This is a genomic window from Staphylococcus marylandisciuri, assembly GCF_025519785.1.
Taxonomy (GTDB): Bacteria; Bacillota; Bacilli; order Staphylococcales; family Staphylococcaceae; genus Staphylococcus; species Staphylococcus marylandisciuri.
On record NZ_JAOPKZ010000002.1, the window covers coordinates 145,955 to 171,054 of the forward strand.

General features: G+C 38.1%; 16 protein-coding genes. 4 read left to right on the plus strand and 12 right to left on the minus strand.

Annotation, left to right across the window (positions count from 1 at the left end; genetic code table 11):
* Nucleotides 1-591: 591 nt before the first annotated feature.
* Nucleotides 592-1,824 (plus strand): ArgE/DapE family deacylase, encoded by a 1,233-nt coding sequence (locus tag N9R04_RS01730; RefSeq protein ID WP_262854169.1) that lies wholly within the window; start codon nucleotides 592-594, stop codon nucleotides 1,822-1,824.
* 363 nt (nucleotides 1,825-2,187) lie between these two features.
* Here N9R04_RS01730 and N9R04_RS01735 read toward each other — a convergent pair whose 3' ends face one another.
* A complete protein-coding gene (locus N9R04_RS01735; RefSeq protein ID WP_262854171.1) occupies nucleotides 2,188-3,828 on the minus strand; it encodes an APC family permease in 1,641 nt (546 codons plus the stop codon).
* 736 nt (nucleotides 3,829-4,564) lie between these two features.
* Nucleotides 4,565-5,701, minus strand: coding sequence for a CapA family protein (locus N9R04_RS01740; RefSeq protein WP_262854176.1), 1,137 nt, complete (start codon nucleotides 5,699-5,701; stop codon nucleotides 4,565-4,567).
* Between the two features lie 167 nt (nucleotides 5,702-5,868).
* On the opposite strand from N9R04_RS01740, the gene N9R04_RS01745 reads away from it, so the two are divergent.
* Nucleotides 5,869-6,552, plus strand: a complete 684-nt coding sequence (locus N9R04_RS01745) for an alpha/beta hydrolase family protein (protein WP_262854183.1) — start codon at nucleotides 5,869-5,871, stop codon at nucleotides 6,550-6,552.
* A 451-nt stretch (nucleotides 6,553-7,003) separates the two neighbouring features.
* On the opposite strand, the gene N9R04_RS01750 is transcribed toward N9R04_RS01745, so the two are convergent.
* From N9R04_RS01750 to betB, 3 genes are all read right to left on the minus strand, one after another.
* Nucleotides 7,004-8,308 carry an MFS transporter gene (locus N9R04_RS01750; RefSeq protein WP_262854187.1) on the minus strand — a complete coding sequence of 435 codons (1,305 nt, stop codon included), beginning with the start codon at nucleotides 8,306-8,308 and terminating at the stop codon, nucleotides 7,004-7,006.
* A 789-nt stretch (nucleotides 8,309-9,097) separates the two neighbouring features.
* On the minus strand, nucleotides 9,098-10,795 hold the full coding sequence (gene betA, locus N9R04_RS01755) for a choline dehydrogenase (RefSeq protein ID WP_262854192.1): 1,698 nt from the start codon (nucleotides 10,793-10,795) through the stop codon (nucleotides 9,098-9,100).
* Between the two features lie 45 nt (nucleotides 10,796-10,840).
* Nucleotides 10,841-12,334, minus strand: a complete 1,494-nt coding sequence (betB, locus tag N9R04_RS01760; protein ID WP_262854197.1) for a betaine-aldehyde dehydrogenase — start codon at nucleotides 12,332-12,334, stop codon at nucleotides 10,841-10,843.
* Nucleotides 12,335-12,504: 170 nt separating this feature from the next.
* Here betB and N9R04_RS01765 point away from each other — a divergent pair, with 170 nt between their 5' ends.
* Nucleotides 12,505-12,711, plus strand: a complete 207-nt coding sequence (locus tag N9R04_RS01765) for a hypothetical protein (protein ID WP_262854201.1) — start codon at nucleotides 12,505-12,507, stop codon at nucleotides 12,709-12,711.
* 739 nt (nucleotides 12,712-13,450) lie between these two features.
* Here the strand turns inward: N9R04_RS01765 and N9R04_RS01770 are convergent.
* Nucleotides 13,451-15,085, minus strand: coding sequence for a BCCT family transporter (locus tag N9R04_RS01770; protein ID WP_262854206.1), 1,635 nt, complete (start codon nucleotides 15,083-15,085; stop codon nucleotides 13,451-13,453).
* Nucleotides 15,086-15,601: 516 nt separating this feature from the next.
* On the opposite strand from N9R04_RS01770, the gene N9R04_RS01775 reads away from it, so the two are divergent.
* On the plus strand, nucleotides 15,602-16,495 hold the full coding sequence (locus tag N9R04_RS01775; protein WP_262854212.1) for a fructose bisphosphate aldolase: 894 nt from the start codon (nucleotides 15,602-15,604) through the stop codon (nucleotides 16,493-16,495).
* A gap of 495 nt (nucleotides 16,496-16,990) precedes the next feature.
* Here the strand turns inward: N9R04_RS01775 and cls are convergent, their stop codons facing one another.
* The 6 genes from cls to N9R04_RS01805 all read right to left on the minus strand — a co-directional run bounded on the left by cls (nucleotide 16,991) and on the right by N9R04_RS01805 (nucleotide 24,990).
* Nucleotides 16,991-18,472, minus strand: a complete 1,482-nt coding sequence (gene cls / locus N9R04_RS01780) for a cardiolipin synthase (protein ID WP_262854219.1) — start codon at nucleotides 18,470-18,472, stop codon at nucleotides 16,991-16,993.
* Nucleotides 18,473-18,713: 241 nt separating this feature from the next.
* The gene (locus N9R04_RS01785; protein WP_262854223.1) at nucleotides 18,714-19,658 is read right to left on the minus strand and encodes a ketopantoate reductase family protein; all 945 of its coding nucleotides are present in this window, start codon (nucleotides 19,656-19,658) and stop codon (nucleotides 18,714-18,716) included.
* Nucleotides 19,659-19,772: 114 nt separating this feature from the next.
* On the minus strand, nucleotides 19,773-20,423 hold the full coding sequence (locus N9R04_RS01790) for a hypothetical protein (RefSeq protein WP_262854229.1): 651 nt from the start codon (nucleotides 20,421-20,423) through the stop codon (nucleotides 19,773-19,775).
* Nucleotides 20,424-21,369: 946 nt separating this feature from the next.
* A complete protein-coding gene (locus tag N9R04_RS01795; RefSeq protein WP_262854235.1) occupies nucleotides 21,370-22,023 on the minus strand; it encodes a hypothetical protein in 654 nt (217 codons plus the stop codon).
* A gap of 70 nt (nucleotides 22,024-22,093) precedes the next feature.
* Entirely contained in the window at nucleotides 22,094-23,839 is a 1,746-nt protein-coding gene (locus tag N9R04_RS01800) for a purple acid phosphatase family protein (protein ID WP_262854380.1), read from the minus strand.
* A gap of 395 nt (nucleotides 23,840-24,234) precedes the next feature.
* Nucleotides 24,235-24,990, minus strand: a complete 756-nt coding sequence (locus N9R04_RS01805; RefSeq protein ID WP_262854239.1) for a glycerophosphoryl diester phosphodiesterase — start codon at nucleotides 24,988-24,990, stop codon at nucleotides 24,235-24,237.
* Nucleotides 24,991-25,100 lie beyond the last annotated feature (110 nt).

Here is a 25,100-nt window from a genome sequence, read left to right on the forward strand (position 1 = left end):
ATTTTCAAGAGATGATGTTAATTTACAAGTGTAGTTGAAATATCCCTACGGGAGGTGACTGATGTGCTAGATAAAATTATCGCAGTTATCAAAGAAATTGTTTCTCAATTTGTATCAGGTGGCTTCCAAGAAAAATAATTTCAACATAAGTGACTTATAACTCTTTTTCAAAAATTATGTATGTACAGTCGAGGTTTTTCCTTAATCCATGTTTCTTCCTCGACTGTATTTTTATGTTTTCATTATGCTTCAAACCTTAACTACATATGTAATAAAGTGCGCTGTAGTCGCTCAAATAGCTGAGGTTGTGACAAAAACGTTGAGGAGTTGAGCGGGACAGAAATCTAATTTGAATAAAAAGATTTCTGTCCCGCTCCCTGCTCGTGAAATTGTCTGTCGACAATCCTGCTCTTAGGACGCCGTTAATCGATTTCCCAGAGCACTGAAACTTTATATCTCAACCTTATCCCCACTCTACCTCCTTTTATTTTTTATAAAATTATTAGTTCACCCTTTATAAAAGCAGTTTGTTTAACATTTAAATTTTTTGAGTAGTATAATTTAATTAGTTATACAAAGGAGTGATAGGTTATGAGCACATTTTCTAACGAGGAAAAAGTGCAAATATTATCTGATATTGTGGCAATGAACACAGTGAATGATAACGAAATTGAAGTAGCTCGATACTTGCAACAGTTATTCAACAAGCATGGAATTGACTCTAGAATCCAAGAAGTCGAAGAGAACCGTGCGAACTTGATTGCAGAAATTGGAGAAGGATCTCCTGTGCTAGGTATCTCTGGACATATGGATGTAGTCCCAGAGGGGAAACATGAGCAATGGAAGTATGACCCCTTCACTTTAACTGAAGACGATGGCATGCTTTACGGACGAGGCGCAGCAGATATGAAATCAGGATTAGCTGCTTTAGCCATCGCATTAATTGAAATTAAAGAAAACGACTTATTACCTAAAGGTCGCATTAAATTCATTGCTACTACTGGAGAAGAAAAAGCACAACTCGGCTCTCAAAAAGCATATGAAGCTGGAGAAATGAACGACGTTGATGCGCTTGTCATCGCAGAGCCTTGTCAAAACATGTTAGTGATTGCTCATAAAGGCTCCATGGATTATCGCATTATTTCTAAAGGTAAAGCTGCTCATAGCTCTATGCCAGTCATAGGTAAAAATGCCATTACACCGCTCATTGACTTTATCAAAGACATAGACAAAGAATACGAGGAAATCTTAAAAGACAACCGCAGTCAATCATTGAACTTAAGCGGTATGTATCACAAGATAGAGCCACAATTACCACAATCTATAGACCCAGAATACATTAAAAACGTGCTCGAAGGATTAGTCATTAGTAACACCGTTATTTCAGGTGGTACACAAGTCAATTCAGTTCCTGATAATGCAGAGGCTGAATTTAATATTCGCACTATCCCAGAATACAATAATGCACGCGTGAAACAACTTTTCAATCAGACATTAGAAAAACACAATCAAAACGGCGCTCAACTTGAAAGCGATCTCTACCTCGATTTAGAGTCCGTATTAACTAATGGTAAGAACGCTCTAGTAGATTATGCGAAAGCTCTCGCAAATGAGAAATTTAATGATGAGTTCGAAGCAGCGCCTACTGTGGCAATCACCGACGCATCTAATTTATTACGTGACAAAGATGAAGATTTCCCATTTATAGTATTTGGCCCTGGGGAGAACCCACATCAAATTAACGAATGTGTAAGTAAAGATAAATACCTCGACTTTACTGAGTATTACGTTGAACTCTTCACTACTTATTTAAAGAATAGCTAATACTTCGCTTAAACCCAGAACAACTTAATACCAAATCAAAAGCCAGCACTTCATCTGATGCCTAGAAATAGCATAGCTGAGAAGTGCTGGCTAAAGTTGGTTGAAGCGAGTTAGTGACAGAAGCGTTGAGAATCTGATCACAACCGTACGATAAGGCTGGGACATAATGATCTTTGACTAGAGAGAAAAAGGGAGCGGGACAGAAATCTTTTTATTCAAATTTGATTTCTGCCCCGCTCCTCAAATTTTGTCGAACGTCGCACGTTTCTGACGACACTCCCACTTTTAGGACGCTGTTAACCGGTTGCCCAGAGTACAGAAACTTGTGAGATGTCCATTTCCAGTCTTTGAGTCATTCCCTCTTTAACTCTCTGATTGAGACGCTTTACGTTCTTCACGCAATTGTTTGCGCATTTTCTTATTAAGCTTTTGCGCATTTTTATAATATTTACTTTCAAAGTAACTTGATGAACCAATGTAGTAGAATATTAAAGCAACAATCGCAATAACGATAAAGTCATAAGGATAGTGAATAAGGTTAATACCTTTAAATTCTTTACTACCTATAAACGATAAGCCTGCAAGTACAATGAGGTAAACAATGATCCATAAGCTTCCACCAATCTGTTTCGTCGTATTCTTCCAATTCATCTTATACTCATAGAAGAAATAAATTGGTAAACCGAGAATGATAATAAAGATAACTTCTGCAGTCGTAGGCCACATCGCCCAATATATGGCTAATGAAGCTAAGACGAATGAGAAAGGAGCCATGAATTTCAACATACCTGCTCTAAATGGTCTGTGTAATTTCGGCCCCATTTTACGTAAAGCAATGACCGTCGTTGGTCCAGTAAGATATGCAACGAGTGTGGCTGTTGAAATAACACTTGCTAGCGTGCCCCAATCACGAAAGACTGTAACCATGACCATACTAATCACTGCATTAAAGATAATAGCTACACGTGGTATATTGTATTTTTTATTCATTTTGCCTAAAAATTTAGGAATATGTCCATTTTTCTCCATCGCGCGTAATACTCGGCCAGTCACTGCAACGAATGACACGCCAGTACCGAATGGTGAGACGACCGCTTCTACGTATAGAAGTATAGCTAGCCAATTCAAACTGAGCAGTATAGCCATATCTGCAAATGGAGAGTTAAAGTTAATACCGCTCCATCCCCCATGGCTATGCAAGTAATCCACTGGCATAGAAGTAACGAAAGTACTTTGTAATATAATGTATAAAAGCGCGCTTAACGACAAGCTGATAACTATACCACGAAGAATATTCTTCTCAGGCTTCTGTATTTCAGACCCCATATTGATAATAGTCTGAAAGGCATTAAATGAGAAGATAATACCTGAAGCTGTCGTTGCTGCAAATACCGGTGCACTTCCGTAAGGCATGAATTCATGTATACTATGCCCATAGTTCTCACTGTGGAAACCAGAAACGATGAGCATGATAATCGTTACGAGAGGTACGCCAAGTTTAAATACTGATATTAAGCTAGTGAAAGAAGTCAATAACTTGACTGACCAATAATTTAAAAGTGAAAAAATAATGATGATGATATAAACAGTGAAGAGACCGATGTTACTAATTTGTCCATCGTTCATTAAACCACTCGTGAATTTAGCCCACTCCCACGGCCAAGAACTCATATATTGAACAGCAGCTACTGCTTCTATCGGAATAATAGTTACGAGAGAAACCCAGTTCGCCCATGACGCGATAAATCCGAGTAAAGAGCCGTGTGTGTATTGAGCGTAGTTGCTCATCCCTCCTGACTGCGGAAACATCACACCTATCTCTATATAGTTGTAGGCAATAGTTCCAATGACTATGAAACCTATAATCCATGAGATGATAGCGGCTGGTCCTGCGATTGAAGATGCTTCCCAAGCACCAAATAGCCAACCGGAACCGATGAGTGAACCTAGACCAAGTAAAACAAGTTGCGGTAAATTAATCTTTCCTTTTTGATTTTGTGACATAATAACTCCTAATTTCTTTTATATTCATGTTTCTTTAACGTAGTAAAAAGTTATGGCAAATAATTTAATTTCCAATTTATCGTCTATATATAGAATATTGAGCTCAATTTCAGACAGCTAATAACTTTAACTATGTTATACAATATATTGCATACTCCGCTATTATACTCTTTTTTAAATTGTCGTCAAATCAATATTTTACTAACTTTAATATACATTATATTGTATATTCATTCTTATAGTTAGTGAATTTTGTATATCACAGTTCACACCATAAATTTAAATAGAAGTCGACCTAACAAGCAAACTAGAGATATTTTACATGCAACTTAAATATACAAAATATTGTATTTTTTGTAAGCGCTTAAAATAAATGAATTTTTTAAAATTACTTTAATACCAGTAGTTATAAAGTTTTCACAATATTATTTTGTAAAATTTTACACTTTAACTTAACTACTATTAAAAAAGTAGTATACGCAACAAGCAGGAATTGTGCTAACGTATACTACTTAAGGGAGCGGGACAGAAATCTAATTTGAATAAAAAGATTTCTGTCCCGCTCCCTCTTTCTCTCTAGTCAAAGACCATTATGTCCCAGCCTCACTCAAGGTGATGTTACTTATTTAATCATTTTAATTTTAAAGGCGAGTACGAAGCTTCTGGACCTATTCTTAATCTCATCCTGATGATTAATTTAGGACGCTTTTCATTACTTGATTCCTTCGTTTATTTACTATTTCCGAAATTCTGGAGAAATGGTGTCTTCGTTAATTTGCTTCAAGCGAGCCACTGAGACAGTGCTTCCTTGTTTATAATTTAATTTATGTCTTTGCGCAAGTTTATCATTGTACTTCTCTAATGGCAGTTCTTTAAAGTGCGCTTTACCTTCACCTGTCTGAGGATTTTTCGGTTCATAGTGCGTAACTACTGCTTGCCAATGCACATGTTTAATTTTAGTCTTGTTCCCATCTTTAGCTATATCGAAATGTAAATCTCCACCAAGCACATTATTCTCATCACCTGTAGCTTGACCATTTAAGAAATTGCCGAGGGAATAAGCTACAAGTGTTTTGTGACCACTCTGTCCTTTTAGCCATTGAACTGGTTGGATGACGTGGGGATGAGTACCTATGATCACATCAGCACCTTGATTGGCAATATATTGTGCATATTCTTTTTGCATAGGCGTTGTTTTATGAGTACCTTCTTTTCCCCAATGCGTTGAAACCATGACGACATCACTTAATTTCTTAGCTTTCTGTATATCTGCTTTAATCTGATCTTTATCAAAGCGATTAATATTATAATTATGTGCAGGTTTCAGCCCATTTGTACCATATGTATAGCTAATTAAAGCGACTTTAACGCCTTTTACATTTTTAACTTTAATATGATCTCTTTCTTTTTGACTCCGATACGTACCTGTATAGGTTACTTTATCTTTAAAGTGATCCCAAATACTGAGTTCATTCTTCAAACCACTCATACCTTGATCAAGCGCATGGTTGTTTGAACCATTGATCATATTGAAACCTGTATCTACGATGTCGTCTGCTACCGCACTCGGTGTATTGAACCTCTTGAAACCATGATACGGTTTATCGTCACCTCCTATTGGTGATTCTTGATTAATAAAGGCGATATCAGAGTGAGACATACGCTTCTTTAATGGTTTATACATCGATTTGAAATCAAACGAGCCATCTGATTGTCTCGCTTCGTTATAAATAGATGGATGAATTAAATTATCTCCTACCGCTTCTACGGAAACTGTTTGATGAGCCGGACTTTGGGAGACATTACAAGCGGTAAGCAACAGCAAACAGGGAACAACGACACGTATTAACTTTCTAATCACTCTCCACTCCATTTCTTTAAAAATATTTCACAATAAACATCTTAATTTAAATATAACAAAAAACTTTTAATAAAATGTTAATTCTCTTAAATTTTATAATATATTTTATTAGTTTTTGCTACTAAATCTAGGGGTAACGTATATTATGATTAAGTTTGAGAGGAAAGGAGTTGTCTCATTTGGCGAAAGAACTCAAATACGGGCAGAGTGAAGAACAGTACATGCAGATATACGACCATAGTGATAATGAAGACTGGATAGTGATCGTCCACGGAGGGTATTGGCGACAACGTATTAGTGTTGAGATAATGGAGCCCTTTGCTGAGCAACTCTTTCAGCAAGGTTATAACGTGGTTAATATCGAATACCGACGGGGCGATCACCGTTGGCCTATCCCTGAAGAAGATGTAGCGTTAGCGCTTGAAACCTTCAAGTCTTCTGACTTTTTCAAAGAGAGTCAAGCCCTTATTACACTGGGACACTCAGTTGGAGGTCAACTCGTACTTAATACTCAACAATACGCTGATCGGATCGTTGCATTAGCACCCGTTACAGATGTGAAATTTACTAAAGATCAGCATCTGGGTGAGGACGCCGCTTTGGAATACTTTGGTGAAGCTTCTGACGATGCATTATACGCCGCTTCTCCACTAAGTAGACTTCCAATTGAGAAGCCAACTTATATTCTTCACGGTATAGATGATGAGAAAGTACGCATTGAAACTACATTTGATTTCATCGCAAAGAATAACAGTGATCTAATAGAATTGTGTGCTCCTGCTCAATTAGATCACATGTATTGTATCAATCCTCAAATGCCTTACTTTAATACGGTATTAAAATGGATTGAGGAGAAGGCTTGAAATTAAAGGTCTACGCTTAGAACTTCACGTACGCTAAACAAATATACTAATAAATAAAAATTGGTGTAGAAGCAGTTTAAATTGATGAGGTCTCATTTAAGGGTCAATCGATTATCTTTGCGAGGACTAATTATGATATAACGAGACATAGATTTTACGCTTATAGTCGTAAATATACGGAAATAAGCACACATTGAGCTACTCCATATATTATTAAACTCAAAGGGAGCGGGGCAGAAATCTTTTTATTCAAATTAGATTTCTGTCCCGCTCCCAACTAGATATTTCAATTTGTCGTCTACCACTAAAATCTTGACTAGAATAGAAGTTAGCATATGTTCCTTTGCTCGTATTCTCTCTTAGTTCTTAATTTGTTGTACAATAGCTCATCCTGCATTCTTCGTTGCTAAATAGACTTATACGTGGTTGAGTTGTGCTCTACATCATCTTATTAAGAACTGTGCTTCATCTTCTTATAACCTGGTCGAACAAAGGTCATTGCTATAATTCCTATAACCGCTGATACTACTGCAGAAATAAACATTGATGAGTAACCGTATGATGCAACGAGTATACCTGTTAAAGTTGGAGCGATGATAGTCGCGCTGTTAACAAAGAAATGCGTTATACCGCCATACGTTCCTGCGTTCTTAGGTGCAGTGTCGATAACAACAGCCCAATAAACAGCATTAGGTAAGAATAAGAACGCGACACCAAGCATCATTAAGAACATGATCAACGGAATACTATTAGTTGTAGGAATGATTAAGAAACAAATAGCTGCTAGAACCATTCCGAAGATTGATAGACCTGAACGTGCTATCCATAAACTACCTGTCTTATGTCGCAACCAATCAGATAACTTACCACCCAAGTAAGCAGTAAATACCGCTCCAATCCATGGAATCATACCTAAATACCATAGAGAATGAATTTCGAAATGGTATTCATCCTGTAAATACTTTGGCGTCCATGTTAATACGAGGAAATTAATATATTGGAATCCAAAGTAGCCTATAGTATTGAAAATGAGAGTTGGACTTTTAAAGAAATGATACCAACGTTCGTTGGAGTCATCTTCAGTTTCAACTGTTTTTTCGCCAGAAACTGTATCATCCGTTGAACGTATAGCTGCTAATTCTTCTTTAGATACTTTAGGGTTATCTTCTGGGTAGTTGGTAAACATCTTATTCCAAATCACAACCCAAACTAATCCCACTGCACCCATGACGATAAATAATACACGCCAAGAAGTTACAGACAGCATGAATGATGCGATAGGGGCAGTGATCAATGCACCTAGAGGCACGCCGATGAGACCAAGAGCTGATAAGAAACCGCGCTCTTTAGGCGCTGCCCAGTTCGCATTCGTCTTATTCATAGTTGAAAATAAAGGTCCCTCAGAGAACCCGAATAGCACACGTAAAACAGCGAAACCGGCGATCGCAGACCCTCCAAATACAGCGAGTCCTAACTCACCAGCAAAAGCCATACACATTTCAAATATGGACCACGCAGTTCCCGCCAATATCCAGACGAATTTCGGTCCCTTTTTATCTGAAGTTATACCCCCAAAAAGTGAACCGAGCATATATCCATAACCGAAATAACCTAATATAGAACCCCAAGCCACTTTATCAAAACCGAATTCTTTAATAATATCAGCTTGAGCGTATGAGATTGAACCACGGTCTATATAGTTGATCATAGTCATGATAATAATCATTGCGATTATGTAATAACGATATCTCTTCATCTTCCCCACCCTTTGCTTTATGTATTTACAGACAATTCGTAATAATCTTTCTAAATCAAAGATAAACTGAATTGAAAGCGCTGTCAATTTCGAATATGTTATTATGTTTTATTATTTTTAAGTAAAAGCACTTTCATACTTCAATGACCCATGAGTTAAAATCTAAATTTTCCGTCAATTCATTCTATCATAAGTCTCCTTGAAGCCTCACCTCACGTAACGGTATCTAAGTCGACTCTAGCATACTACAATTATACATCATCAATTCTGTTAATTTAACTATTTATGCGAAGTAAAAAGTTAAGCGCTAACTCAAAGGCGATGTCTTTGTTAATAGAACGAGACTCACTTGAAAAATGGTCGTCCTCCAGTTGACTACACTACTCTGTAGCATTAGATTCTGAGTCACTCCGTGCTTAATACTTCAATTATAATTCGAAACATCAATGCTAGACTTTCTCTTTCTTAGCCATATCTATACCTTAGCACACGAATTGATAAATGAGGTAATATTTTCATAAAAATATGATTGATGATAATAAAAGAAAAAGCGGGACAGAAATCTAATTTGAATAAAAAGATTTCTGTCCCGCTCCAGCAAGGATAACTAGAATTGAAAAAAGCTTGATACAAGTGCATTTTCAAGTCAGTCATCTACTGCCAAGAGGCTGGGACATTACATTATGTCCCAGCCTCTCGCTATCAAAACATTTAATTTCTATCTATTAGCCAGACTTATCAATTTATAACACTCGGTGCGGTCACTTCAATTAATATGGGCACGAGCAATTATTTTACCGTGCCTGCATCCTCGTCGTGCACACCATGTTTATAATAATCAACGTATTGCGGTGCTAATGGTTCTTTGCCTAGAATAATATCAGCTGCTTTTTCAGCTAACATTAATACAGGGGAATGAATATTACCGTTTGTCGTTCTTGGCATAGCTGATGCATCGACTACTCGTAAGTTCTCCATTCCATGAACTTTCATAGTTAGTGGATCAACGACAGCCATCGGATCTGAAGCTGGTCCCATCTTCGCACTACAAGATGGATGCAGCGCTGTTTCTCCGTCATTTTTCACCCATTCTATAATTTCTTCGTCAGTTTGAACTTCTGGTCCTGGTGAAATTTCTCCAGCATCAAATGGTTTCAATGCAGGTTGAGATAGAATATTACGCGCAACTCTAATCGCTTCAGTCCACTCTTTTTCATCCTCTTTAGTAGATAGATAATTGAAGACGAAATCTGGATGTTCAAATGGATCTTTAGATTTAATCTTCAAGCTACCACGAGAATTAGAGTACATTGGACCTACATGGACTTGATAACCATGTTCTGTTTTCGCTTTTTGACCATCATAACGAACCGCTAAAGGCAAGAAGTGGAACATGAGATTAGGGTAATCAACTTCATCGTTTGAACGGACGAAACCTCCACCCTCAAAGTGGTTAGAAGCTGCTGGTCCTTTGCGTCCTAGTATCCATTGTAAACCAATCCATGGCATCTTTAATTTATTCAAGCTTGGTTGCATCGATACTGGTTTCTTACAAGCATGTTGAATATATACTTCAAGATGATCTTCGAAGTTCTCACCTACACCAGGTAGGTGTATACGTGGTTCTATACCTACTGAACGCAAGTGTTCTGAATCGCCAATACCGGATAGTTGAAGTAATTGTGGCGTGTTGAAAGCACCGCCTGATAAGATGACTTCTTTCGCATTCACAGTATGTTCTTTACCGTTCTTCTTGTAAGTTACACCAGTTACTTTTCGACCTTCAAAATTCAAACGCGTTACAAATGCACGCGTTTCAACTGATAAATTCTTGCGCTTCATAGCAGGGCGTAAGTAAGCTCTAGAAGCTGACACACGACGACCTCTGTGAACTTGGCTGTCAAATGGTCCGAACCCTTCTTGACGGAAACCATTGACATCTGGCGTCTTCTTGTATCCTGCTTCAACAGCAGCGTCGAAGAATGCTTGGAATAATGGGTTCTTAGCTGGTCCTCGTTTAAGTTTAATCGGCCCGTTTAAACCTCTGTACGGGTCATTATTTTCTGCGCCAAATGTTTTTTCCAATCGTTTAAAGTAAGGCAAACAATGGGCGTAATCCCACGTTTCCATACCTTCAGGTGCGCCCCAGCCTTCGTAATCCATCGGGTTACCACGTTGGTAAATCATGCCATTAATTGAACTTGAGCCACCAAGTACCTTACCACGTGCATGTGAAACCTTTCTGCCATTCATATGAGGTTCTTCGTTAGTGGAGTAAATCCAATCATAGAATTTGTTACCGGATGGATACATAAGTGCTGCAGGCATTTGAATAAGCAAGTCCCATGGATAATCACTTCTACCTGCTTCAAGTACTAGTACCTCTTTCGTTCCATCGGCTGTGAGACGGTTTCCGAGCACTGAACCTGCGCTACCTCCACCAATAATGATGTAATCGAATTGTTTATCTGTATATTTATTACTCATCTTTCTATAACCCTCCTAAAACATTTACGTCTACTGTAGCTTTGATCAGTCGTTATTGAACCAATTTACGGGTTCTGGAGATTGATTTGTCAGAATGTGTTTAGTGTTAAGGTATTCTTCTAAACCTTCTTTGCCTAGTTCTCTACCAATACCTGATTGTTTATATCCACCCCATGGCGCTTGTGCAAAGTAAGGATGGAAATCATTAATCCATACGGTGCCCATTTTAAGTTTGTTTGCAACTCTTTGAGCCTTACCAATATCTTGTGTAAACACTGCGCCTGCTAGGCCATAAATAGAATCGTTTGCTAATCTGATGGCTTCTTCTTCATCTGAGAATCCTTCTATTGTGACCACTGGGCCAAAGACCTCTTCTTGGACGATACGCATTGACGTATCACAATCTGTAATCACTGTAGGTTCAAAGAAGAAACCGTCTTGCAAGTCCTCTCTGTCAGGACGTTTACCACCTATCGCTATAGTCGCCCCTTCTTTCTTAGCAACTTCCATATAACTTTCTACTTTGTCACGATGCTCTTTAGAAATGAGCGGTCCTACTTCAGTCTCTTCATCGAAACCATTACCTAATTTAATCTTAGCTACACGAGCGAGTAAGGCTTGTTCGAACTTATCTTTGATATCGTTGTGGACTAATATACGGGATCCTGCTGAGCATACTTGACCGGCATGGAAGTAAGCTCCGTTTAGTGCTTGATCCACTGCTACATCAAAGTCTGCATCATCAAAGATGACATTAGGATTCTTACCACCGAGCTCTAAGGCGATATTAGTCACGTGATCAGCAGCTTGTTTCATAATGTGCTTTCCTGTTTCAATTCCACCAGTGAATGACACGAGATCAACTTCTTTATGAGAAGACAGAACTTCGCCTACTTCTGCCCCTTTACCTAGAACTAAATTAATTACACCTTTAGGGAAGCCCACTTCTTCCATCAATTCAAATACACGAATTGTCGTTAATGGTGTGATTTCACTTGGCTTCATCACTAAAGAACAACCAGCAGCTAGCGCCGGAGCAATCTTCCAAGATGCCTGTAATAAAGGATAGTTCCATGGCGTGATCTGTGCTACTACACCTAGAGGTTCTTTGACCACGCGACTCTCTGTACCTTGAATAGGAGTGTTGATGATCTCGCCGCCTTCTTTATCAGCTAAGCCAGCGAAGTACATAAATACATTATGAATGTCATCCATATCCGCAAGTGATTCTGTTAATGTCTTACCAGTATCTAACGTTTCTAAATGCGCAAGTTCTTCTCTATGCGCTTTAATTTGATCTGCAATAGCACGTACTTTCTTACCGCGTTCTTCAGCAGTTTCGTTCGCCCATTCTCCATCTTCAAAAGATCTTCTTGCTGCTAAGATGGCTTTCTCAGTATCTTGTTTAGTACCTTCAGCAACTTCAAAAATCACTTCTTGGTTATACGGGTTAATAATATTTCTCTTTTCATTATTTGAACTATTGACCCATTCTCCGTCTATAAATTGTTGATGAGATAAGTTCTTAAGAACATCCATAGGAGCACCTCCGTTAAGTTTGTTAAATTTTTATTTAACGAATTTTTCAAGACTATAGTAGCATATACTAATGTAAAATGTCAATTCCACCTCTACAAGGGCGCTAAAGTTCCTTAATAGTAATAGTTCATAGTGCAGAAAGTAGAGGTCAGGACTAAAGTGTTGAAGATTTGAGCAGGGGCCCCAACACAAAGAAACTGGGACTACAGTTTCCACAAGCAATGCAAGTTGGGGTGGGGCCCCAACACAAAGAAACTGGGACTACAGTTTCCACAAGCAATGCAAGTTGGGGTGGGGCCCCAACACAAAGAAACTGGTTCATCAGTTTCCACCAACAATGCAAGTTGGGGTGGACCCCAACAAAGAGAAACTGGTAAATAATATAATGTCTCAGCATCTTTCAGCATCTTGGCAGTAGATGACTGATTTGAAAATGCGCTTGTATCAAGCTTTTTTCAATTCTAGTCATCTTTGCCGGGACGGGACTACGAAATCTTTTTTGTTCAAATTAGATTTCTGTCCCGCTCCCTTCAACATCTCGGCAGTAGATGGCTGATTTGAAAATGCGCTTGTATCAAGCTTTTTTCAATTCTAGCCATCCTTGCCGGGAGGGGACAGTAATCTTTTTATTCAAATTAGATTTCTGTCCCGCTCCCAAATCGTGAGCATTTCTATCGACAATCCTAATTGTGGGATGTCGTTCATCGATGTCCTAGAATACAAAAAATTTATGTCTCAACTCATAGTAGCCATCTGTCTTATCACTATGTGAAACGAGAAACATATTAGTCATCAGCATACATATAGATAGTGCCTTTAGCTGACTGACTCTAACAGTAACCTCAATGCATGAGTTGAGCGAAGTTTGCTCAGCGATACTTATGATTAGTGATACCTATAAGATGACTGCCCTGGGTCACTAGAACGCCCTCAACCAAGCACCACTAAAGGTTCTGGCTTAAATTACCTGCGTGTGTGGAACGCGTTGACTAACAAGGGTGACCCTCTTTTCTAAACTGCCTCACTCAATATAAAAATTGCACTGAGATGCATTCTCGTTGAATACATCTCAGTGCAATTCGAGTCAGAGTGAGATTGAATGATATAAACGCTACTCTACAAATTATCGTCACGTTCAGTATCTTCTTTATCTTCAGCAACTTGTACAATTCGTAAGGATCGCCGTTCGACCTCTTTATGCTTATCTGCACGTTGTTGTAACCGAATGCGGTCATTTCCGAGTGTTTGCATAAAGGAAATCATCATGATTATAAATATGACGATTAAAGGTACACTTGCTAGGATGGACGCAGTCTTTAATACATCCAGCGCTCGCTCACCACCGACAAGCATAAGTGAGAATGGCAGTAAACATAAAGCAAAAGCCCAGAATAAACGATTTGCTCTTAATGGCTCACCTACTACTACCTTTTGAGAAGCAGCCGCGAGAATATAAGAACCTGAGTCAAATGTTGTTGCTAAGAACAAGAATGCTGAGATTAAGAACAACACTATCGTCGTATTAGATAGCGGTAAGTGATGCATCACTTCAATGATCGTTGCCTCAGTACTGTGATGGTTTAAGAAGTGAATAACATCAAATTGGTGCGTAATTTGTAAGTACACAGCATAGTTACCGAAAATACCGAAGAATAAGATACATCCTAATGTGCCGTAGACAATCGTGCCCAGCACAACTTCTTTAAGCGTGCGCCCTTTTGATATACGGGCTATAAACAGTCCAATAAATGGTGCGTACACGATCCACCATGACCAGTAGAAGATAGTCCACTGTTGAGGGAAATTTGTTTCTTTACGCCCTTGAATTCCTCCAAATGGTTCTAACCAAGTAGCCATGTGGAAGAAATCCCTTAGCATGTTACCTATGCTCGTTACTGTAGTCTCCATCATGAAGACAGTCGGTCCTACGATAAAGACGAAAGCTAAGAGTAAGAATGACAGCCATACGTTCACGTCACTTAACTTCTGAATCCCTTTCTTCAAACCTGTATAAGAGCTAACCGCGAAGATAACGGTTATTGTAAGTAATATAATGCTACGCATGACCATGTTTTGACCATCTAGTCCGGTTAACTTTTCAATACCAGCAGAGATCATAGGTACGCCGAGAGCTAAAGACGTCGCTGCTCCACCTAGTAAACCAAATATAAATAGAATATCTACTACTTTACCTAAAAGTTTATCTGTTTGACCTTTAAGTATGGGGCGACAAGCCTGACTAATCTTATAAACCGGCTTCTTCTTAACGAAGACGAGATAACCAATAGGTAACGCTGGAAGAACGTATATCGCCCACGCTATAGGCCCCCAATGAAACATCCCGTACGTAGTGGCATAAGATAATGCTTCATCAGTCATACCTTTAGCGCCATTAGGGGGCACCTGGTAATAGAACGCCCATTCTATAACGCCCCAGTATAAGATGTCTGAACCGATACCCGCACAGAAGAGCATGGCAGCCCAACTGAAATTATTAAACTCAGGTCTATCCGTTGCCTTACCTAACGTTACATTACCGTACTTGCCGAAAGCGATATAAAGTACAAATCCGAATATGAGTAGGCCTAGTGCAAGATAGACTGCACCTATAGAGCCTGAAATCGCATTGTTGATTCCAGTGATGACGTCTTGACTTGCTTTAGGAAATACCATCATAGGAATCACTGCTAACAACAGTACGATTACCGTTCCTACAAAGGTCGTCCAGTCCATGACCTTACCTTTCTTCACTTAAAACACCCCTCTATATTATTACCTGCGTACACATTTCTTTTATAGATATAGCTAAATGAAAGTAAAAGAAATCGCAGAAATATTGTTTCTATGTACAAACAAGAGAGTAACTAATCTTTGATAATAATGCAAATTGCATACACATTCTTTACTATCTTACAATGAATATTTATATACCTTTTCTCTACAAGTAGTCTTTACATTTATTTAGTTAATCGCTTTGTTAAGTTTTAATTTTACAAATTAAATATATTTAACAACTGCTAGTTAGTGAATTTTTATACTTTTAAAGTGTATAAATATAATTTACTAAGTTTATGTACTAATCATTATCTCCAATTTTAAACATAAAATAAAATAATTATATGAACGACATTAAAACGCTTTATCAAAAACAGTCAAAATCGCTACAAAGCAGTCAAATTTTTTAGAGAATTTAAGTGCTCCTAGTTGCGTTATAACCGAATTTTTATCATACTATACTTGAGATCAACTAAAGGAGTGAAAGTAAGTATGAATCAAGAACAATTAGACAAGATTAAAAACGGCAAAGGCTTTATCGCAGCTTTAGACCAAAGTGGCGGTAGTACTCCTAAAGCGTTAAGAGGTTATGGTATCGAAGAAAGTGAATATGATAACGATGATGAAATGTTTAAACTCGTACACGATATGCGCTCTCGTATCGTTTCTTCACCTGCGTTTACAGGCGATAAAATCATCGGTGCCATCCTATTTGAGCAAACGATGGATCGTGAAGTTCAAGGCAAACACACTGGGGATTTCTTAGCTGACAAAGGCGTTGTACCTTTCTTGAAAGTCGATAAAGGTTTAGATAAAGAAGAGAATGGCGTACAGCTTATGAAACCGATTCCTGATTTAGATGAATTATTAAATCGCGCTAATGAACATAAGATCTTCGGTACTAAAATGCGTTCTAACATCTTAGAATTTAACAAAGAAGGTATTGACCAAGTCGTTGAACAACAATTTGAAGTAGCTAAACAAATTATAGCTGCTGGCCTCGTACCAATCATTGAACCGGAAGTAAATATTAATGCTGACAATAAACAAGAGATTGAAGAATACTTAGCTCAAAAAGTGTTAGAACATTTAAACCAATTAGACGAAGACCAACTCGTCATGTTAAAAATAACTATTCCAACTAAAGCGAACCAATACGAAGAAGTAATCAACCACCCTAACATGGTGCGTGTCGTTGCGCTTTCAGGTGGTTATAGCAGAGCACATGCGAACGAAGTGCTTAAACAAAACAAAGACTTGATCGCGAGCTTCTCCCGCGCACTAATTAACGACTTACGTGTCAGTCAATCTGATGAAGAGTTCGATAAATTATTAGCCGAAACAATTGATTCAATTTACGATGCTTCTGTCAACAAAGTTCAGTAATGAGTACCACGGTATGCGACTGAATGTGTAATTTAAAAACTTCGAGATTTTTCGTTAATTTTGCGAACATCTCGAAGTTTTTTCGGTTACAGAGGTTGAGAGATACAGTTTCTCTTTGTTGGGAGCGGGACAGAAATCTAATTTGAATAAAATGATTTCGTAGTCCCGCCCCGGCAAGGATGACTAGAATTGAAAAAAGCTTGATACAAGCGCATTTTCAAATCAGTCATCTACTGCCAAGATGCTAAAAGGGTCTGGGACATTACATTATGTCCCAGTTTCTTTGTGTCGGGGCCCACCCCAACTCGCTGTGCTTGTTGAAACTGGTTTACCAGTTTCTTTGTGTCGGGGCCCCCTGCTCAAACCCTAAACGATTTTGTCCCGACTTCGGTCTCTTACTACTTTTATCACTTCACTATGCACTTATAGTTATTAAAAACCTTCTGTAATGTGCATCTTTAGAACACAGTACAGAAGGCTTTTTATGCTGACTAGCTATAAAATTGGGGAAGCTAATTTCGCAATCGATTGCTTAAATTTAACCCAATTAGAGCGGTTTTCATAACGTTCTTTCGTTAACTCTTTAGATACTTTCAAGTCTTCGTTAAATTTACTAATTAAATGCTTAGCAATATCTTCGTTGTAAACGAATGCATTACATTCAAAGTTAAGTTCAAAGCTGCGATGATCCATATTAGCTGAACCGACGCTAACAACTTCTTCATCAATGACCATCATCTTAGAGTGGATGAAGCCATTTTCATAAGTATAAACTTTGACACCGTCATTAATAAGCTGTGCTACGCTAGTGATAGTTGCCCAATATACAAGTATGTGGTCTGGCTTACAAGGTATGATGAGGTTTACGTCTACCCCAGATTTGGCAGCTATTCTCAAAGCATTAATGTAACCGTTGTCAGGTATGAAATAAGGTGAATGCATATAAATGGATTTCTTAGCATTCATGATCATTTTCATATAACCAAATTCAATTTGATGCCAGTTATCACTTGGTGCACTTAAAGCGATTTGCATGGATTTATCGCCATCTCTATGTGCATTTTTAGGAAAGTATTTATCATTAAAGGAGAGTTGCTCCCTGTGTGCTTGGGAATTCCAATCGTGGATAAAGCTCAATTCAAGGGCGTCTACACCATCACCTTGCACCTTAAAGTGCGTATCTCTCCAGTAACCTAATTTACCTTTACCAAGATAATCATCACCCATATTGAATCCACCGACGTAGCCTATTTGACCATCGATCACAGTAATCTTGCGGTGATTGCGGTTATTGACTCTAAAGTTCATAAAAGGGATCTTGGCCTTAAAGAAAGCTTCAACTTGGCCACCTAAAGATTGGAAGTGGCTGAATTTCGATTTATGAATCGTCTTAGAACCTACCGCATCATATAGAAGTTTAACCTCTAAACCTTCGCCTAGCTTCTCTTCTAGGACGTCGATAATCTTGTGCCCTAAACCATCAAGCTCAAGTGTATAGATCTCTATATGTATGAAAGATTTAGCATTTCTTAAATCCTCTAACATTTGGTCATATAAATCATGTCCATCAGTAAACACTTCAATATGGTTATTATTACTTAAAAATGAAGCTTCTTTATTCAATAGTGTCTTAACCATATCACTGTGTTTGCGCACAACCCTATTATTAGCTTCCTCGATATACTTCTCAGGATTTTCAACTTGTCTATCTTTACGATGATGATCGTCATCGATTGGATTGTAATAAGTATTCGTTTGACGTTTCTTTCTAACTGCTCTGCCAAAGAAGATGTAAGCGATGAAACCTACTATTGGCATAATGAATAATAGAAAGAGCCACGCCCACGTAGATGTCGCTTCACGTCTATCTCTATCTAAAAACACAATAATAAATGCCAGTACGACGTTAATAACTAAAAAGAAGCCCAGGACCCCTCTATAAATAGGACTCACTGCAGCATCAAATAGAATTTGCATAATTTCACCTCTTAAATTTAACTAACTATATAATAGTATATTATCATCTCAGTTAACAATATTCTTTAAATTCCTTTTAATAAAAAAGTACTCGTTAACTCGTTGTGAACATGAGACTGGGACATAACTATTACCTCTACTCTATCAATAAAAGTGTAATATTAAACCTAAAACACAAAATTAGAGAGCCATCTGTCTTCGGGCAGACAACCCGTAGACTTCCAGCTCTCCCTATCAAAATCTAGCTCTCTTGTGTTACATACTGCATCTCTAATTGATGAATCATGTGTGTTAACAATTCGTTAGTTGGAGTCGATATACCTAACTCCTTACCATATTGAGTGATCTTACCGTTAAGATAATCAATTTCCGTATAACGACCGCTATGCAAATCTTGATGCATAGAAGGGTAGTGTAATCCCTGTAACTCGTCTGGGTAGGAACCTTCTACTTTAGCTACTAGAGCGTCGAAGTCAAGTTTCACTCCTCGTGCTTCTGCTACTGCAATAATTTCATTAATGATTGGTGTAATCATCTCTCTCGCTTGCTCATACTTCGCAAACTCACCGATTCTCTTATCCAGAATAGTACATAATGGGTTGAGCACACTATTTAAAGTTGCTTTAGACCAAACCGATTGAAAGACATCATCTGAGATTCGTGAATTTAACTTCGCGTCGTTGAATATTTGGTTAATAGCACGAGTGCGTTCATCATCTAAACCGTCCGCGCGTTGTAGATCTATCGTCCCATCACCTTCTAGAAGTAATTGCCCAGGTCCTCTCATTCCAGCCGTCCACATCGTCACAGCCAAGAATATTTGAGATTTAGGTACGACTTCAGCAAACGTTTCATCATGTCCTAGGCCATTCATCATAGTGAGAATGGCTGTATCTTCGCCAATGGCTCCTCGTTCATTCAACACTTTGATCATTTCTCTCGACTTCATCGCTTTAGTTAAAATAATGATGAGATCGAATTGTTCATTAACTTCCTCAGGAAATTGAGCCTTGATATCTAAATGATAAGTGTCTGTCTCAGTTTGGATCTCAATCCCTTCACGTTTAATCTTCTCTACATGCGCTTGCCAATAATCAAGCAACGTAACATCGTAGCCGGCTTCTTGTATTTGAGTACCTATACGTCCTCCCATAGCTCCAGCTCCGGCTATAGCTATCTTCTTCATCATTCAAGTCCCCTTTTCTAATCATTCATCTACACATTTAATTATGACATAAAAGGTTCTGTCTTTACTAGTTATTTATTTAATTATTCTGAATAATTTAATTCTATTTTATATCTATTGAAATGGCAGTCCCTTTAAATAGTTAAACTGAAGCGTATGAGAAGCAACGCCGTACAATTCATTATACACTTCGCCAAAGTGACTTCTTGTTGTCGGATGTAATTCACGGTACAATGTCACAACTTGTTCTCGTAAATTACCCTCTCCAATAATGAGATGAGGTCGACGCTCAAAATGGATCGGTACTTCACAGCTTAAATGTCTCGTTCTTTTTAAAATATTATGTAGCTCATTCTTATTTCGTATATCATAATCTCTCATTAAGTTTAGTCTGTTATTGTAAATAATCTCTGTTGAAATATGCTTGTCCTGCCAATCAGTTAACTTTAACTTATGATAAAACGTGTACCAATCATATTGAACGAAAGGATAGTAGCGTATTTGACAGCGATTAGATTCGACTAGGTTCGGTAGACTTTTGACAAGCGTGATCAAATATGAGGATTGAATGTGATACGTCGTTCGACTGAGCATATAGTGATGCACAAATTTACGATATAACGGCATCAGCTCGCGTATAGCTCGCTTCTCCTGACAAAATTGCTCTACAATATATGCTAATATCGCTAATTTCGTCTGTTTAACATTATTATGATCAACTATGATTTCGGATTGTTTAGGAAAGGTAATAAGATTGAAAGACATAGTGGGTTCCTCCTTGATGATTGTCTATGATGGGTGAGATGAAGCGATAGGTGTGGACACTAAATTTCTCGACAGAAGTGCATGATTGGTAATGGTAGGCGAAAAAGAGGATGAGACATAGAGGTTCTGTTCTCTGGGGAAACCGATTAACGTTAACGGCGTCCCACGAGCAGTATTGGCGACAGGAATGCTCACGCTTCGGGAGCGGGACAGAAATCTAATTTGAATAAAAAGATTTCGTCGTCCCGCCCCCTCCTCAAACCCTAAGGGCTTTTGTCCTAACCTCCTGGGTTTCGGGAGATAAATATAGGGGGTAATAATAGTACATAATTTAGGACTTCTTTACTATGAGTAGTACAGAAAGAGTAATAAAAAGAGCAGTTAGAGCGTATAAACAGTCGAATTTTTAACTCTTTAAACGCAATAACTTTACATTATTATATAATTGTCCTTAAATTCACACAAGTTTTATACTAGCTAAATCACTCGTTTATGAAAAAAATATTATGGATTGAAGATTTATTATAACTATTCTGTAATACGGCTTAGCGGATATATTCTTTTAATCACTCCTCCGTTGAATCACAGGTATAAATCCCACAACAAGGAAACTGAGACGATGTACTGACGTATTCTTTCATATTAAGATTCTAAAAATAGGAGCCAGCACTTCATAGTCATTATTTCGTGAGAACGTTTTCTCGATAAAAACAGACTAAGTGCTGGCTTTTGCTTTTTATATTAGATCAAGAAAGCTGTGCTATGAGGTAGGTGCTTGTTCGAGTTGATTTATCTCACGCTCGAACACCTAACTACATTCTGCTGTGACTTTATTCAAATCTAGTCCAGCTTAGTGAATGGGCGTACTTAAACTGCAATAACCTGGGAGCGGGACAGAAATCTAATTTGAATAAAAAGATTTCTGTCCCGCTTCCCTCCTATCAGCTTATTTCTTATAATCTTTAATTTTTTTATCCCAAAACTGTGCTAGCGATCTATTTTTAGTTACCTTAAATATAACGTTAGGGCTTAAATTAGGGTCTTTGTCCGTATGATCTTTCGGTGCAAAGCCAGTAGATAAAGTAGGTTGCTCTTCTTTAAAGTGAGCCTCGTAAACCTTACCATTATCAGCAAATAAATATTTTCTCACGGTAGTATTCCGCTTCTTAATACGAGCATATCCTTCTATATTAGAGAGGTTATTCCCCTCCTCACTTAAACCTTTATGACCTTTAGCACTCTTATAACTCGTGATCCCAACCAAGTTGTGTATACCAAATTTGTTGAAGCCTGGCTTGCCTTGATTGCTGACTTGAATTTGACCTTGGGGTGTTAAGGCATACCAATCGCCCGTAGTTATTTCACCACCCCCAAAGTAACGCGTCGTCATTGCATCTGATGAATGCATAGGATGCTTTTTAAGATAGTGTAAGACATCATGTCTGAGTTGCTTTTTGTGTTGGGTGAGCTCATGTAGCTGTTGCTGATTTTGATCGTGCGATAATGATTGTGCTGAAGTTTGATCTGCAGAACAACCTGTCAGCAACCCACAAATAGCTATTGTAATACAGATGATGACCCCTAAACTTTGTCGTCTCACTTTCTCCCCCCTCGCTGATAAATTGATGCGTTAGAAGCAGGGGCTGGACTACGAAATCTTTTTATTCAAATTAGCTTTCTGTCCCGCTCCCTTTTTTTATTCCAAATTTATCGATCAATTGCGTTCTACGTGGCTCCCCTTTACTAATATCTCCATGTAATTGATAAATCTTGACTATCAACTTATTACCTTTGACTTCATATACTGAGAAATTTTGATCAGAAGAATCACGATCGTTTGAATGTTTATCCTTAAACGCGTCAGTCTTTTGCGGTTGACGACCTAAAGCGAATAAACTATTGTAGTGATCTAGGTCTTTTTGTTTTAACCAACTTAATTGTGGTTCTACCTTTTTAATATGTTTCAGTGAACGATCGTATATGTCATCATAAGCTTTAGTACCACCTGTATTAGGGAGAACGTAGACTGACCCTTTAGGATGATCGTAGTATTTCACATTATCTTTACCTGTAAATTGTTTAACATGTTCTTTCTTAGCATTAACGAAACTATTTTTAGTCGACGTATGTTGTAATACCTTCGTTCGGGCAAGTACGTGATCGTGACCTTGAAGGACGAGATCCACTCCTAGATCATCTATTTCTTTAGTCAGATCTTTACGTACCTTCTGAATATCCTCATCAGAAAGCGCATGGTATGATTTAGAGTACATAGGCTTATGCAAATTCAAGATAACCCATTTCGCCCCGTTGCGACGTGCTTTTTTAATATCATTTTTAATCCATTTCATTTGTTTGTTGCCAATCGCCTTACCTTCAGGATTATCCTTACACTTCTTATTATCATTTGTATTTGCGACAACCATGTGCGCCCCATTATAATCAAATGAATAGTATGAACCACCATTTACAGCATGGTTCGCCTTTGGAACGTTGACATGCCGATTAAATCTGTCACGTAATTTATCTGCGTTATCATCAAGTGGACTTTCGTCGTGGTTGCCAGGTGCCGGCGCAATAGGCTGACTTAAGAAAGAAGGTCTAGATTGATCATATAAATCTTGCCATTCATCCTCAACATCGGCTTCTTCAATGAAATCCCCAGTATGCAGAGCAAAGTCGGGATTCCCAGCTGTTTGCCTAGCTTGTTGTAAGGTATTCGCCCCAAATTGTGCTTCATTTCTAACATGTTCATTCCAGAAGGCATTCTGAGTATCTGTATATTGGACGAATTTAAATGGATCCCCTTTTTTACCGGAAGTTTTAAAGTGACCTACTTCGCTTTTAGGACCCGCCTCACTGCCTACTCGGTAGTAGTAAGTTGTATTGGGTTTTAACCCTTTAGCTCGAGCTTTATATGTATATTCGTTGACTGACTTCAAGTTAACCTTGCCCTGTTGGTCGCCACTTGTCCATTCCGGCCCTGAAACGTGCTGATCAGTATAATACCCATTGCTCTTTTCATGACCTTCTTTATCTTTTATCAGCTTACCATCATTATCTTTTTTTATATCTTTGAAGATGAAATAACCGTTCTTGTCTCGTTCGACAAATTTCGACTTAACTTTTTTAGCAGTCGCCTTGAAAGATTGAGATGTGGAGAAATTAGGATCTTGAGAAATCCACACTTTAGCATCTTTGAAATGATGAGTGGTATACCAGTTGAAGCCCATACGATGTTGAGTGTTTCCATTAAAATTAGCGATGATTCTATTGGGTTGATCTTTAGTGGGCACAGGGGCAACTTGAGGTTTATTCTTGAGTAAATGTGGCTTTTGTGAAGCTTGATTGTCAGAATCTGCTTGTGCATCGTCGGAATCTAAATTCGCTATAGGTAGCGCTATCCCCACCGTCATAGCAATTGTAAGTGCTTTAATCGATAAGCTTTGTAACTTGTTTGACGCTTTTTTCAACTTTACCTACACCTTTCTATCTCGCGTATTAAGATACTTCTATCCTAGCAAGGAGATATTAAGTAGCCGTTAAATTAGTGTAAGGTTTAGTTGAACTTCAATCTTATGTTTATACAACATTCAATAAGTGGATCAACAAAGTGGGAGCGGGACATAATGTAATGTCCCAGACCCTTTCAGCATCTTGGCAGTAGATGACTGATTTGAAAATGCGCTTGTATCAAGCTTTTTTCAATTCTAGTCATCCTTGCCGGGGCGGGACTACGAAATCTTTTTATTCAAATTAGATTTCTGTCCCGCTCCCTACAACGACTGTAACCAGCTTATCCAGTGAACATTTAATTGTCTTCGCGTTGTTGTAAATGTATGAGTTGGTCTATCTTATCAGTAAAGATACCGTCCACTCCCCAGTTTGCGAGTTGGTTTGCACGCGTATCTTTATTGACGGTCCACACGTTTAATTCGTATCCCGCTTCTTTAATCATCTTAACTTTAGATTCTGTTAGTTTAGCATTCTCTATATTGACTATCTTAGAATTACAGAAATCCATTACAGTACGAAAGTCTTCTTTAAAATAAGCATTTTTAAATAAAACTGCACGCGTGTACTCTGGCATGCGTTCTTCACTCATTTTAAGCAACGGTAAATTAAAACTTGAAATGACAACCTGAAGCCCATCATCCAAAGCTTGGAGCTGCTCGCGTACTTGTGTGACCATTGAATGTGATAACTCTGTACCTCGAGGGCCAGTAACGCCTTTTAACTCTACATTCAAGTTCATTTGATAGTCATTGGCTAATCGAATGATTTGTTCAAAAGTAGGGAGTTTCTCTTCTTTAAATTCAGATCCATACCATAAGCCTGCTGAAGTATCTTTCATCTCAGCGTAATTTAATTGCGTTACTTCTCCTGTCTTATTAGTCGTTCTATCTAAATAATCGTCATGTATAATAACAAGTTGTTGATCTTTAGTTATTCCCACATCTAGTTCAAGCCACCTTGCTCCTTCTACTTCTGAAGCAGCTTTAAACGACGCCAACGTATTTTCAGGTGCTTTCGAAGGCAGTCCTCTATGACCATAAATTGTAAACATAACTTCAACTCCTCAATTAAGGGTTTAATAGTTTTAGTCGTAATTCATATTACTCCATTGTATACTTGCATTAGATAACGGTTATACTGTATCGCCATTATTACATGTAA

Excerpts from the sequence above, each read along its gene's own strand:
- N9R04_RS01730 (WP_262854169.1), top strand. The coding sequence starts at position 592 with ATGAGCACATTTTCTAACGAGGAAAAAGTGCAAATATTATCTGATATT.
- N9R04_RS01735 (WP_262854171.1), bottom strand. The coding sequence starts at position 3,828 with ATGTCACAAAATCAAAAAGGAAAGATTAATTTACCGCAACTTGTTTTA.
- N9R04_RS01740 (WP_262854176.1), bottom strand. The coding sequence starts at position 5,701 with ATGGAGTGGAGAGTGATTAGAAAGTTAATACGTGTCGTTGTTCCCTGT.
- N9R04_RS01750 (WP_262854187.1), bottom strand. The coding sequence starts at position 8,308 with ATGAAGAGATATCGTTATTACATAATCGCAATGATTATTATCATGACT.
- betA (WP_262854192.1), bottom strand. The coding sequence starts at position 10,795 with ATGAGTAATAAATATACAGATAAACAATTCGATTACATCATTATTGGT.
- betB (WP_262854197.1), bottom strand. The coding sequence starts at position 12,334 with ATGGATGTTCTTAAGAACTTATCTCATCAACAATTTATAGACGGAGAA.
- N9R04_RS01775 (WP_262854212.1), top strand. The coding sequence starts at position 15,602 with ATGAATCAAGAACAATTAGACAAGATTAAAAACGGCAAAGGCTTTATC.
- cls (WP_262854219.1), bottom strand. The coding sequence starts at position 18,472 with ATGCAAATTCTATTTGATGCTGCAGTGAGTCCTATTTATAGAGGGGTC.
- N9R04_RS01785 (WP_262854223.1), bottom strand. The coding sequence starts at position 19,658 with ATGAAGAAGATAGCTATAGCCGGAGCTGGAGCTATGGGAGGACGTATA.
- N9R04_RS01790 (WP_262854229.1), bottom strand. The coding sequence starts at position 20,423 with ATGTCTTTCAATCTTATTACCTTTCCTAAACAATCCGAAATCATAGTT.
- N9R04_RS01800 (WP_262854380.1), bottom strand. The coding sequence starts at position 23,839 with ATGACGGTGGGGATAGCGCTACCTATAGCGAATTTAGATTCCGACGAT.
- N9R04_RS01805 (WP_262854239.1), bottom strand. The coding sequence starts at position 24,990 with ATGTTTACAATTTATGGTCATAGAGGACTGCCTTCGAAAGCACCTGAA.